This is a genomic window from Variovorax sp. EBFNA2, assembly GCF_033802765.1.
Taxonomy (GTDB): Bacteria; Pseudomonadota; Gammaproteobacteria; order Burkholderiales; family Burkholderiaceae_C; genus Variovorax; species Variovorax paradoxus_H.
This window is the reverse complement of the sequence record NZ_CP138496.1, coordinates 998,825-1,011,263: the sequence shown is the minus strand read 5'-3', so window position 1 is coordinate 1,011,263 and position 12,439 is coordinate 998,825. Positions and strand designations below refer to the sequence as shown.

Here is a 12,439-nt window from a genome sequence, read left to right as displayed (position 1 = left end):
AGGGGGAAGGAGTCAAACCCCGAGCGCACCTTCGCCGTGCTCACTCAATTCCCCGAAGCCGTATGCGCGTCGTCGAAGAAATAGTCCTTCACCGACGCCGGCTTGTTCTTGATCGCTCCCACGCGGTGCATGAACTCCGCGAACACATAGGTGTTCTGCGGCGCGGTCTTGAACTGCACCTCGGGGTTCTTGATGATCTTCAGCAGCAGCGCGCGGTCGAGCTTCGCGTTGCTCACCTTGAGGTAGATGTCCGCCGCCTTCTCGGGGTGGGCCGTGACGAACCTCGCCGCCTCGTCGAGCGCATCGACGAAGGCCTTGTAGGTCTTCGGGTTCTCGTTGCGGAATTTCTCGGTGGCGTACAGCACCGTGGCCGACGACGGCCCGCCCAGCACCTGGTACGAGTTCAACACGATGCGCGCGTTCGGATTGCCCGCGAGCTCCTGCTCCTGGAACGGCGGATTGCCGAAGTGCCCCGTGATCTCCGTGCCGCCCCTGATGATGGCCGCCGCCGCATCGGGGTGCGGCAGCGCCACGCTGATCTTGTCGAGCCGGTTGAACTCCTTGTCGCCCCACAGCTTGGCCGAGGCAATCTGCAGCACACGCGACTGCACCGACACCCCCACCGCAGGCAGCGCGATGCGGTCCTTGTCCGTGAAGTCGGCAATCGTCTTCACGTTCGGGTTGTTGCTCACCAGGTAGTACGGAAAGTTGCCCAGCGAGGCCACGCCCTTCACGTTCTGCTTGCCCTTGGTGCGGTCCCACAGCGTGAGCAGCGGCCCCACCCCCGCGCCCGCGATCTCGATGTTCCCCGACAGCAGCGCGTCGTTCACCGCCGACCCGCCCGAGAGCTTGACCCACTCCACCTTCGCATCGACCCCCGCGGCCTTCGCGTGCTTCTCGATCAGCTTCTGTTCCTGCGCCACGTTGAGCAGCAGGTAGACGATGCCGAACTGCTCGGCGATGCGGATCTGCCCTTCGGCCTGCGCGGCCAGGCTGCCGGCGAGAAGGCCGAGGCCGGTGACGAGCGCGGCGGCGCGGCGTGTGAAGCGGTTCATTGAAAAGTCCGAGAGAAAGAAGGAAGAAAAAGAAAAAAATCAGAACGGCGTATCGCCCACGACCGTGGTGCGGTTGAGCCGGCGCCGCAGGTGATCGGGCGTGCCCGCCGCAAGGTGCATCAGCGAGCGGTTGTCCCAGAACACCAGATCGTGCGGCGCCCATGCATGGCGGTACACGAACTCGGGCTTCACGCTGTGCGCGAACAGCTCGGCCAGCAGCGCATCGCTCTCGTCCTGCGGCAGCCCGACGATGCGCGTCGTGAAGTGCTCGCTGACGAACAGCGCCTTGCGCCCCGTCTCCGGGTGCGTGCGCACCACCGGCTGCACCGCCGGCGCGACCTGGTCGATCTGCGCTTGCGAGAGCTTGGGCCGCCACGGGTTCTTCGCACGCAGCTCTTCGTACTTCGCGAGGTAGCTGTGCTCCGCCTTCAGCGGCAGGATGCGTTGCTGCAGCGCCGGACTCAGCGCGTCCCACGCCAGGTGCTGGTCGGCGAACAACGTATCGCCACCTTCGCTCGGCAGCTCTTGCGCATGCAGCAGCGAGCCCAGGCTGGGCTTGGGTTTGTACGAAATGTCGGAGTGCCAGTACACGCCCGCATCGCCGAGACCGATCGGTTCGCCGTTCTCCTTGATGTTCGAAACGATCAGGATCTCGGGGTGGTTCTTCAGCTGGAACTGGTGCAACACGTGGATCTCGAGCGGCCCGAAGCGGCGGCTGAAATCGATGTGCTGTGCGGGCGTGATGCGCTGGTCGCGAAAGACCAGCACATGGTGGTCGAGGTGCGCGCGGTGGATGCGTTGGAAGTCGGCGGCGTTGATCGGCTCAGCAATGTCGAGCCCGACGATCTCCGCACCGACCGGCGCATCGAAAGGCCGCACCTCGAAGTGCTGCGCAGGGGCATCTGCAGTGGGGGTTGCGCGAGAAAGAACGGCAGTCATGCCGCCAATGTAGGAGCGCAAGCAGCGTTCCCCAACGAAGTCTTTGTTGCTTGCTTATGACCAAGTTTTCTCGTTGAAAGCACAAGGCACCAACGGCGCGCAGCGCCGTCGGTGCCTTGGTGGCCGAGCGCAGCAATGGCCCGTCCGGCATCGAAGCCCCTCTGTATGCGCCGAGGAGCGCAGCGTTTCGCGGATCAGGGCTCGCCCTTGTTTGAGCGAAGCGAGTTTGGGCGAGACCCCGCGAAACGCGAGCACCGCAGGTTGCCCGCAGCGAAGCGCAGGGACGCAGACAGTGGGGTCGCCTTTTCTTTGCTTACTTTCTTTTGGCGAAGCAAAAGAAAGCAAGTCGCCCGCCGGGGCGAGTCCCGGCCTCGGGAAGCAAAAGCTCGGCAAGAACCAAAGCCCTCAGAGCGTATGACTCCGATCCCCTTCAGAAAACCCAACGGCGTCCCAAGGCTCCCCCACAGCAAACCCCACCACCTTGAACAACTCCCCCATCTCATGCTCATGAATCAACCGAGCCGCCATCCCCCGCTGCGCCACAGTCCCGCGTTCCATCAACCCCAACATCCCGCAGTTCAAAAGAAACCGAGCCTGGCTCGTATAGCCAAGCACAGAAAGCCCCGCCTCCTGCCCCGCCACAGCAATCCCCGTGAAGTCGACGTGCGCCGTGATGTCCTTGTACCCCACCTCCGACAGCGGATCGCCATCCGCCTGGTGCCCCCGATGGCACATCACCGTCCCCATGTGCCGCTGCGGGTGGTAGTACTCGCCCTCGGGAAACCCATAGTCGATGAGAAACGCCGCGCCCTTCTCCAGCCGATCCGCCAGCGTCGCAATAAAAGCCTGCGCCTGCGGATGCACCTCGGTCAGGTAGTCGTGAACTCCTGACACCTCGACTGGTGGCCGCAATTCGGTAGGCCGGTCCGCCCAGGTCCACCCATCCCCCGCCGGATTGCGCACCACCCCCCGCTCGAACCACGCCCCCTTCACCCGCGCCAGCAGCTGCACCGGCATCGCATCGAGCACTTCATTCCCGACCACCACGCCCTGCATCACCTCAGGCAGCTCCCCCAGCCATTCAACCCGCCCCGCATGCCCCGCCAGCGCCTGCTGCTGCCGCTCCCGCAAGGTCCCCGACAGATCGACGATGCGATAGCGCACATCGCTGCGCCCCATCTCGCCCAGCGCATGCAACAGCTGCACCGCCAGCGCCCCCGAGCCCGCGCCGAATTCCCACACCGTGTCGGTGCCGGTTTTCTCCAGCGCTTCGAGCACCTGCACCGCCAGCGTGTGGCCGAACATCGGCGTCAGCTCGGGCGCGGTCACGAAGTCGCTGCCAGATGAGGGCATGTGGCCGAACTTGGCCGAGGTGTTGGCGTAGTAGCCGAGCCCCGGCGCATACAGGGCCAGGGCCATGAAGCGGTCGAAGCCGATCCATCCGCCCGCACGTTCGACAGAACGGGTAATCAGATGGTCGAGGGCGATGGGTAAACTGTTTGTCGTTGGCGTCGTCACGGCGCCATTGTCCTCTTCCTCCTCGTTTTCTTCCCTCGCATGAGTGCCACTCCACCCTCCTCCCCCGATCGCCGCCGCACCGTCCTTGTCACGGGCGCGGGCCGCCGGCTGGGCCGCGAGATCGCGCTGGCGCTCGCGGCGGGCGGCTGGCAGGTGGCGGTGCACTACCGCAGCTCGCGCGCCGAAGCCGAGCAGACCGTGGCCGACTGCGCCGCGCGCTCGGGCGACTCGGCGCTGTTCGAGGCCGACCTGGCCGACGAGCAGGCCACGCGCGCGCTGCTGCCACGCGTGGCAGCGCGCTTTCGCACCGTGGATGCGGTGGTGCACAGCGCCGCCCTCTTCGAACACGACGACGCCGCCAGCTTCAGCTACGCGCTCATGGAACGCCACGCGCGCAGCAACACGGGCGCGGCCATCCTGCTGGCGCAGGCGCTGCACGACCACCTGGCCCGGCGCGACGCGCAAGGCGCCGTGGTCCACCTGCTCGACCAGAAGCTCTGGAACCCGAACCCCGACTTTCTGAGCTACACGCTCTCCAAGGCCGCGCTCGAAGCCGCCACCCCGATGCTGGCGCTGGCACTGGCGCCGCGCGTGCGCGTGGTGGGCGTGGCGCCCGGCCTCACGCTGGCGAGCCACATGCTCGACGACGACAGGTTCGCGCAGCTGCACAAGCTGTCGCCGCTGGGTCGCTCGTCCACATCGGAAGACGTGGCCGCCACCGTGAAGTTCGCGCTGGAGAACAGCTCGGTCACCGGCACCACGCTGCTCGTCGACGGCGGCCAGCACCTCATGAAATTCGAGCGCGACTTCTCGCTCATGTGACGAGCACCACCACCATGTCCACCAACACACCGCACGGCCACCAGACACTCACCCTCCAGGGCCTGCGCTTCGACGCCAACCTGGGCATCCTGGAGCAGGAAAAAACCGCGCCGCAACCGATCCTGGTGGATGCCGAACTCAACCTCGGGCCGCAGCCGCTGCTGCCGCAGGACGACGACATCTTCCACGTGCTCGACTACCGCAAGGTGCGCCGCATCATCATCGACGAGTGCACCGCCGAGCACGTCAACCTGCTCGAAAGCCTGATCGGCAAGCTCGCGCAACGCCTGCTGCAACTGCCCGGCGTGCGGGGCGTGCGCGTGAAGATCGCCAAGCTCGAAATCTTCGACGACTGCGAAGTCGCCATCCGCATCGAAGCCGGGGAATGGTGATCCAAGGCAAAATCGGGGGTCTTTCCCCCGATTTGCCCGAAGTAGCCACCCAATGAACGCCGTCTGGATCGACGAAACGCCCGAAGCCGGCGCGCCCCCCAATTCGCTCAAGATCGAGCGCGAGACGCACAAGCTTGAGAAGCGCCTGTGCCGCCAGGTCGGCCAGGCCATCGTCGACTACAACATGATCGAAGAGGGCGACAAGGTCATGGTGTGCGTCTCGGGCGGCAAGGACAGCTACGCGCTGCTCGACATCCTGCTCAAGATGAAGGCGCGCGCGCCCATCCACTTCGACATCGTCGCGGTCAACCTCGACCAGAAGCAGCCCGGCTTTCCCGAAGAGGTGCTGCCCAAGTACCTGAGCGACCTGGGCGTGGCCTTCCACATCGAGAACCAGGACACCTACAGCATCGTCAAGCGCGTGATCCCCGAGGGCAAGACCACCTGCGGCCTGTGCAGCCGGCTGCGCCGCGGCATCCTGTACCGCGTGGCCGACGAGCTGGGCGCCACCAAGGTCGCGCTGGGCCACCACCGCGACGACATGCTGCAGACCTTCTTCCTCAACATGTTCTTCGGCGGCAAGTTGAAGAGCATGCCGCCCAAGCTGGTGAGCGACGACGGCAAGCACATCGTGATCCGCCCGCTGGCCTACGTGGCCGAAAAAGACACGGTGCGCTGGGCGCAGCACCGCGAATTTCCGATCATTCCCTGCACGCTGTGCGGCAGCCAGGAAAACCTGCAGCGCAAGCAGGTCGGCGAAATGCTGCGCGAGTGGGACAAGAAGTACCCCGGCCGCGTGGAAAACATGTTCACCGCGCTGCAGAACGTCGTGCCTTCGCACCTGCTCGACGGAACGCTGCACGACTTCCAGGGTCTGAAGGCGACGGGCGTGGCCGACGAGAACGGCGACAAGGCCTTCGACACGCCCGCTTTCGACCTGCTCTCCCAGGCACCCTCGGCCCTGCGCATCGTCCAGGGCTGACTCGGGCAACCCAGGGGACTTTGAGGGCCACAGGCCCGGAGACCCTTATGTATCGTGCGTTTTCAGCTCTATTTTTGGTAGCAACCCTGAGCGGCTGCGCCACCTCCTGGGTGGTCGACAGCAACGTCAAGAGCTTTGCCACGCCGGGCACGACCGTGCCGCCCGGTGCCACCTACCGCTTCGAGCGCCTGCCTTCGCAGCAGGCCGACACGGCGCGCCAGGACGGGCTCGAGGCCATGGCCGCGGCCGCGCTCGACAAGGTCGGCCTGCGCCGCGACGACTCCCGGCCGCAGTACACGGCGCAGATCGGCGCACGCGTCACGGCGGCGCTGTCGCCTTGGGCCGATCCGTGGCTGTACGGGCCCGGCCCCTGGGGCTACGGCTATGGCGGCTACAGCGGCTACTACGGCCACCGCTGGCATGGCGGCGGCTGGTACGGCGGCCCGATGTTCACGCCGCCGGCCAATCCCTGGTACCAGCGCGAGGTGAGCGTCGTGCTGCGCGAGGCAGGCGGCAGCCACCGCGTGGTGTACGAGACCCGCGCGCGCAACGACGGCCCCTACAGCTCGAGTGCGGCGATCCTGCCGGTGATGTTCGAGGCCGCGCTGCAGGGCTTTCCGAACCCGCCGCCGGGCGAGCGCCGCGTGAACATCGAGCTCACGCCGGCCGCCAAGAAATGACGCACTTCTAGAATTCGGACGGATGGAAGCCCACCTCACCCGCCTGATCGCCGTGCGCCACGGCGAAACCGCCTGGAACGTCGACACCCGCATCCAGGGCCACCTCGACATCGGCCTCAACGCCACCGGCCTGTGGCAGGCGCAGCGCGCCGGACGGGCGCTGGCCGACGAGCCGATTGCAGCGGTGTACGCGAGCGACCTTTCGCGCGCCTGGCAGACCGCCCAGGCCATCGCCGCGCCCCACGGCCTCGACGTGCAGCCCGACCTGGGCCTGCGCGAGCGCGCTTTCGGCCGCTTCGAGGGCATGAGCTTCGCCGAGATCGAGGCCACGCTGCCCGAAGACGCCCGCCGCTGGCGCGAGCGCGATCCCGAGTTCGAGCCCGAAGGCGGCGGTGAAAGCCTGCTGACCTTTCGCGACCGCGTGACAGGCACCGCCTCGGCCATCGCCGCGCGCCACCCGGGCCAGCTCGTGGTGCTGGTGGCCCACGGCGGCGTGATGGACGTGCTCTACCGCGCCGCCACGCGCCAGGAGTTGCAGGCACCGCGCACCTGGCAGCTCGGCAACGCAGCCATCAACCGCATGCTGTGGACGCCCGAGGGCTTCAGCCTCGTGGGCTGGAGCGACATCACGCACCTGGCCGCGGACACGCCGCTCGACGAGTCCACGACCTAGCGTGACGGACCGCCTGCCGTTCCGCCCCGGCAAGACGCTTCCATGAAAAAAACCAATCCCACCCCCTCGGCATACGCCAGCTGGGATGCCGCCCAGACGCTGTCTGCGCCATGGATCGAAGCCACGCAGCTGGGAAGCTTCGTCACCCTGGAGGCCGGCGACACCATTGCGCGCGAGGGCGAACGGCACGACTACTTCTATCTGTTGCGATCGGGGTTCGTGCATTCGACGATCCACCGAAGCAACGGCTCGGAGTTCCTGCTCGAGATCTTCGGACCCGGCGCGATCTTCGGCGAAGGCCCCGCCTTTGCCGACAGCCCTCGGCCGACGACGACGCGCGTCGTAGCGCCGGCCGTCCTCAGCCGCTATCGCCCGGCGGATGTCGCGCAGCAGTTCTCGGCGCTTCCCGAACTCGCGACCTCCCTGATCCGGCTGCTCGGGTTCAAGAACCACATGATCGTCGCCAAGCTGGCCGGCGTGGCCTCGGCGGCGCCCAAGGAGCGGATCATCGATCTGCTGCTGCGCGTGGCACGCCTGCCGTCGGCGCAGGCATCGAAACCGCTCACGGTCGACCTGACGCACGAGCAGATCGGCGCCATGACGGCCTTGAGCCGCGTCACCGTCACCCGCACGTTGAATCTGCTGGCGGGACACGGCCTCATCGAAACGCGGGCCCGGCAGGTCAGCATTCCGGACGCGCCGGCCCTGCGTCGTTTCCGCGATACATCATCGTAAGAAAAACCTGCTTCCTGTATCGCTGGATACCGTCAAGACTTTCACCCCTGGCGATCATTCATCCAGTCACACACATGGACGGGAAGAGGGCAGGAGGAGAGAACGGAGGGACCGTTGAAGAGAAGGCCAGAGCGCCTTCACATGGCGATCGCCCGGGTGTGACGTTTCGCAGGACTGCAGAAGTTCTTTCAGGCCGGATGGCGCACGCGCGTGGCCATCCGGCATCTTTTGAATCGCCGTCAGGCGTGCGAGGCGGCGCGGCCGCCGGCCGCTGCCTCGGCCTTCGCCTCGCCCGGCAGGTCCACCATCGGCCCGCTGCCGCTGTAGCGATCAAGCGCCAGGTAGATCGCGGGCGTGATGTACAGCGTGATCACCTGCGAAAAAATCAGCCCGCCCACCACCGCCACGCCCAGCGGCTGGCGCAGCTCGGCGCCGGCGCCCAGGCCCAGCGCGAGCGGCAGCGCGCCCATCAACGCGGCCAGCGTGGTCATGAGAATCGGGCGGAAGCGCAGCCGGCAGGCCTCGCGGATCGCATCGACCGGCTTCATGCCCTCGGTGCGCTGCGCGTCGAGGGCGAAGTCGATCATCATGATCGCGTTCTTCTTCACGATGCCGATCAGGAGCAGGATGCCGATGGTCGCGATCAGCGTGAGGTCGAAGCCGAAGAGCTTCAGCGAAAGCAACGCGCCCACCGCCGCCGAGGGCAGGCCCGCCAAAATCGTCAGCGGGTGGATATAGCTCTCGTACAGCACGCCCAGCAGCACATAGATGACCAGCACCGCGAGCACCAGCAGCACGGCCTGGCTGCCCTGCGAACTCTGGAACACCGCCGCGTCGCCGCCGTAGGTCGTGATGATCGACTGCGGCATCTTCAGCTCGTCCTTGAAGCGGTCGATCTTCGCGGTCGCGTTGCCCAGCGGCACATCGGGGCCGAGGTTGAACGACACCGTCACCGCCTGCAGCTGGCCCTGGTGGTTGACCGAGGTCGGGCCGACGGTGCGCTTGACGGTCGAGAAGGCCGACAGCGGCACCAGCTTGCCGGTGGTGCTGCGCACCGACAGCCGCGCCACGTCTTCCTCGAACTGGCGGTCGCTGTCGGCCGCCGACAGGATGACCTGGTAGGTGTTGTTGGCGCCGTAGATGCTGCCGATCTGGCGGTCGCCGTACGCGTTGTACAGCGCGGTGCGCAGGTCGCCCACGGCCACGCCGAGCACGCCGGCCTTGTCGCGGTCGATCTCGAGCGTGGCCTGCAGGCCGCGGTTCTGCGAGTCGCTCGTCACGTCGCGGAAGTCGGGGTCGGCGCGCATGCGCTCCATGAGTTTGGTCGACCATGGCACCATTTCGCCGGCGTTGACGCTTTGCAGCGTGTACTGGAAGCGCGCCTTGCTCTGGCGCCCGCCCAGGCGCAGGTTCTGCACCGGCTGCATGTAGACGGCCACGCCCGGAATTTCGCGGAAACGCTGGCGCAGCGACTCGAGCACCTTCGGCATCTTCGGACGTTCGCTGCGCGGCTTGAGCACCGCGAACAATCGGCCCGAGTTCTGCGTGGCGGTCGGGCCGCCCACGCCGACAAAGGAGCTCACGTAGGCCACGCTCGGGTCGGCCTGCAGCGTCGCGGCCACGCGCGCCTGCAGCGCCTTCATGGCGGTGAACGAAATGTCTTCGGCCGCTTCGGTGGTGATCTGGATCTGGCCGATGTCTTCCTCGGGGAAGAAGCCCTTGGGAATGCTGATGAACAGCCACGCCGTGACGACGAAGGTCAGCCCCGCCATGACGAGCATGAGTGCGCGGTGCCCGAGCGTCCAGTCGAGCGTGCGCATGTAGGTGCCGTGCACCGCGCGGTAGCCGCGCTCGAAGGCGCGGCCGATGGCCGTGCCGGGTTCGGGATGTTCCTCTTCGTGGTCCAGCGCGCCTTCCCTGCGCGGCACCTGCTTGAGCAGCCGGCTCGCGAGCATCGGCACGAGCGTGAGCGACACCACGGCCGACACCAGCACGGCCAGCGCCACCACCACGGCGAACTCGTGGAACAGCAGGCCGATCACGCCCGGCATGAAGAAGATCGGAATGAACACGGCCACCAGCGAGATCGAGATCGACACGATGGTGAAGCCCACCTCGCGCGCACCGCGCAGCGCGGCGGCCATCGGCTCCATGCCCTTCTCGACGTAGCGCATGATGTTTTCGAGCACCACGATGGCGTCGTCCACCACCAGGCCCACGGCCAGCGTGATGCCCAGCAGCGAGACGTTGTCCAGGCTGTAGCCGAAGGCGTACAGCAGCGCCACCGCGCCGATGAGCGAGATCGGGATGGTGGCGGCCGGAATCAGCGTGGCCACCAGCCGGTGCAGGAACAAAAAGATCACCAGCACCACCAGCGCGATGGTGCCCAGCAGCGTGAGCTGCACGTCGTGCACCGCCTCGCGGATCGAGAGCGAGCGGTCGTTGACCATGTGGATCTCGACCGACTGCGGCAGCTCGGCCTTGAAGCGCGGAATGAGCGCACGCACCGCGTCCACCACCTGCACGGTGTTGGCGTTGGGCTGGCGCTGCACGGCCAGCGAAATCGAGTCTTGCCCGTTGAAGCTGCTGGCGGTCTTGACCGACTCGAAGCTGTCTTCGAGCGTGGCCACTTCGTCGAGCCGCACCGGCGCGCCGTTGCGCTGCGCGATGATGAGCTTGGCGAAGTCGGCCGCCTTCATGAGCTGGCGGTTGGCCTGGATGGTGAGCGTCTGGCGCGGACCGTCGAGCGTGCCGACCGGCGTGTTGGCGTTGGCCGAGTTCACGGCCTTGGCCAGTTCGTCGAGCGTGATGTTGCGCGCGTTGAGCAGGTCGGCATTGGCCTTGATGCGCACCGCGAAGGCCTTGCGCCCGTACACGCCCACCTGCGCCACGCCGTCGATCGTCGAGAGCGTGGGCGAAATGAGGTTCTCGGCGTAGTCGTTGAGCTCCGACGGGTTCATCGACGGCGAGATCAGCGCAATGAACAGCACCGGCGCGTCGGCCGGATTCACCTTGCGGTACGAGGGCAGCTGCGTGAGTTCTTGCGGCAGCTGGCGCTGGGCGCGCAGCAGCGCGGCCTGCACGTCGACGGCGGCGGCGTCGATGTCGCGGCTGCTGACGAATTCAAGGGTGAGCGAGGTCACGCCCTGCGTGTTCACCGAGCTGATGGTCTGCAGGCCGGGAATGGTCGAGAACTGCTTTTCGAGCGGGAGCGCCACCGAACTCGCCATGGTCTCGGGGCTGGCGCCCGGCAACTGCGCGTTGACGTTGATGACCGGCGTGTTGTAGCTCGGCAGCGCCGCGACGGGGATGCTGAAGTACGCAAAGATGCCGATGACCACGACGGCCGCCGACAGCAGCACCGTCATCGCCGGACGGCGGATGCAGAGCTCTGAAATGTTCATGCGCGTTCTCGCGCCGGCTTGATGTCCGACGAGGCTGCGCTGCCGGGCGTGACGCCCGTGGTGCCGTTGGCGGGCGCCCCGCCCGGTCCGGCCGGCGCCTTGACGTCGATGCGCACCTTGCCGCCCGGGCGCACGTTCTGGCTGCCTTCGATCACGACCTGCTCGCCGGGCGTGACGCCGCTCACCGCGACCTGGGTGCCGAAGGTGTGCAGCACCTTGACCTGGCGGCGCGCCGCGTTGCGCTCGGCATCGACCACGTACAGCGAGGTGCCGTCGGACAGCATCATGAGCGCCGCGGCCGGCACCACGGTGACGCCGTCGAGCATGCGCACGGTGATGCGCGTGTTGACGAACTGGCCGGGCCACAGGCTCTGGTCGGCGTTGGCGAACACGGCCTTGGCGCGCACGGTGCCGATCTGCGGATCGACCGTGTTGTCGACGAAGTCGAGCGTGCCGAACAGCGGCTCGCGCCGGCCCGTGACCAGCGCCTCGACCTTGGCGCGCGTGCGCGCGGCGGCCAGCAGGTCCTGCAGGTTGCCCTCGGGCACCGGGAAGCTCACGGCGATGGGGTCGAGCTGCGTGATGGTGACCAGCGACAGCGTGGGCTGCACCAGCGTGCCCGGGTAGATGTTGACGGCGCCGATGCGCCCGGCGATGGGCGCGCGCAGCGTGGCGTAGCCCAGCGCGACCTGCGCCGACTGCACGGCCGCGCGGTCGGCCGCCACGCCGGCGCGCTGCGCCTCGAGCTGCGACAGCGTGGCGTCGCTGGCGCTCTTGGAAATGAAGTTCTGCGCCAGCAGCTCCTGGCTGCGCTTGTACTGCCGCTCCAGGTCGGCCAGCGTGGCTTCGTCTTTCTTCTGCTGGGCCCGGGCGCGCGCCAGGTTGGCCTGGTCGTTGCGGTCGTCGAGCGTGAAGAGCAGTTGCCCTGCTTTCACGAACTGGCCTTCCTTGACGTGCACCGCGCTCACGGTGTTGGTGACCTGCGGACGCAGGTCGACACTGTTGAGCGAAACCACGCTGCCGTTGACCTGCACGGTGACCGGCACGTCCTTTTTTTCGGCCGTGGCCAGCGCGACCAGCGCGGCGGGAGGCCCGGCGTTCGCGGACCTGGCGTCTTTCGTGTCTTTGGTGGCGGGCCGATCGCCCGACATGCGCCACCAGCCGCCCGCGACGGCTACGATCAACACGCCCGCGAGGGCGAAGGCGGCAGTTTTCTTCATGGGTTCTTGTGCACTTTGG

At 67.1% G+C, this 12,439-nt stretch carries 11 protein-coding genes; 6 read left to right on the top strand and 5 right to left on the bottom strand.

The features are described 5' to 3' along the window. Nucleotides 1-44 precede the first annotated feature (44 nt). The 3 genes from RZE79_RS04520 to RZE79_RS04510 all read right to left on the bottom strand — a co-directional run bounded on the left by RZE79_RS04520 (nucleotide 45) and on the right by RZE79_RS04510 (nucleotide 3,512). The gene (locus RZE79_RS04520) at nucleotides 45-1,055 is read right to left on the bottom strand and encodes an ABC transporter substrate-binding protein (protein WP_319359198.1); all 1,011 of its coding nucleotides are present in this window, start codon (nucleotides 1,053-1,055) and stop codon (nucleotides 45-47) included. Nucleotides 1,056-1,094: 39 nt separating this feature from the next. Continuing rightward, entirely contained in the window at nucleotides 1,095-1,994 is a 900-nt protein-coding gene (locus tag RZE79_RS04515; RefSeq protein WP_319359197.1) for a TauD/TfdA family dioxygenase, read from the bottom strand. A 405-nt stretch (nucleotides 1,995-2,399) separates the two neighbouring features. Next, on the bottom strand, nucleotides 2,400-3,512 hold the full coding sequence (locus tag RZE79_RS04510) for an SAM-dependent methyltransferase (RefSeq protein WP_319359196.1): 1,113 nt from the start codon (nucleotides 3,510-3,512) through the stop codon (nucleotides 2,400-2,402). Between the two features lie 39 nt (nucleotides 3,513-3,551). Between RZE79_RS04510 and RZE79_RS04505 the strand changes: the two genes are divergently transcribed. The 6 genes from RZE79_RS04505 to RZE79_RS04480 all read left to right on the top strand — a co-directional run bounded on the left by RZE79_RS04505 (nucleotide 3,552) and on the right by RZE79_RS04480 (nucleotide 7,796). After that, nucleotides 3,552-4,334 (top strand): SDR family oxidoreductase, encoded by a 783-nt coding sequence (locus RZE79_RS04505; protein WP_319359195.1) that lies wholly within the window; start codon nucleotides 3,552-3,554, stop codon nucleotides 4,332-4,334. Nucleotides 4,335-4,348: 14 nt separating this feature from the next. Continuing rightward, nucleotides 4,349-4,726, top strand: a complete 378-nt coding sequence (locus RZE79_RS04500) for a dihydroneopterin aldolase (RefSeq protein WP_056576172.1) — start codon at nucleotides 4,349-4,351, stop codon at nucleotides 4,724-4,726. Nucleotides 4,727-4,778: 52 nt separating this feature from the next. Further along, the gene (gene ttcA, locus RZE79_RS04495) at nucleotides 4,779-5,708 is read left to right on the top strand and encodes a tRNA 2-thiocytidine(32) synthetase TtcA (RefSeq protein ID WP_056575545.1); all 930 of its coding nucleotides are present in this window, start codon (nucleotides 4,779-4,781) and stop codon (nucleotides 5,706-5,708) included. 74 nt (nucleotides 5,709-5,782) lie between these two features. Beyond that, nucleotides 5,783-6,388, top strand: coding sequence for a DUF4136 domain-containing protein (locus RZE79_RS04490; RefSeq protein WP_319359194.1), 606 nt, complete (start codon nucleotides 5,783-5,785; stop codon nucleotides 6,386-6,388). A 22-nt stretch (nucleotides 6,389-6,410) separates the two neighbouring features. Continuing rightward, on the top strand, nucleotides 6,411-7,061 hold the full coding sequence (locus RZE79_RS04485) for a histidine phosphatase family protein (RefSeq protein WP_153280607.1): 651 nt from the start codon (nucleotides 6,411-6,413) through the stop codon (nucleotides 7,059-7,061). 42 nt (nucleotides 7,062-7,103) lie between these two features. Then, the gene (locus tag RZE79_RS04480) at nucleotides 7,104-7,796 is read left to right on the top strand and encodes a Crp/Fnr family transcriptional regulator (RefSeq protein ID WP_319359193.1); all 693 of its coding nucleotides are present in this window, start codon (nucleotides 7,104-7,106) and stop codon (nucleotides 7,794-7,796) included. 239 nt (nucleotides 7,797-8,035) lie between these two features. Here RZE79_RS04480 and RZE79_RS04475 read toward each other — a convergent pair whose 3' ends face one another. Then, nucleotides 8,036-11,200: an efflux RND transporter permease subunit gene (locus tag RZE79_RS04475; protein WP_319359192.1), complete on the bottom strand. Its 3,165-nt coding sequence runs from the start codon at nucleotides 11,198-11,200 to the stop codon at nucleotides 8,036-8,038. Then, nucleotides 11,197-12,351 carry an efflux RND transporter periplasmic adaptor subunit gene (locus RZE79_RS04470; RefSeq protein ID WP_373696563.1) on the bottom strand — a complete coding sequence of 385 codons (1,155 nt, stop codon included), beginning with the start codon at nucleotides 12,349-12,351 and terminating at the stop codon, nucleotides 11,197-11,199. The genes RZE79_RS04475 and RZE79_RS04470 overlap by 4 nt, the downstream gene beginning before the upstream one ends. Between the last annotated feature and the right edge of the window lie 88 nt (nucleotides 12,352-12,439).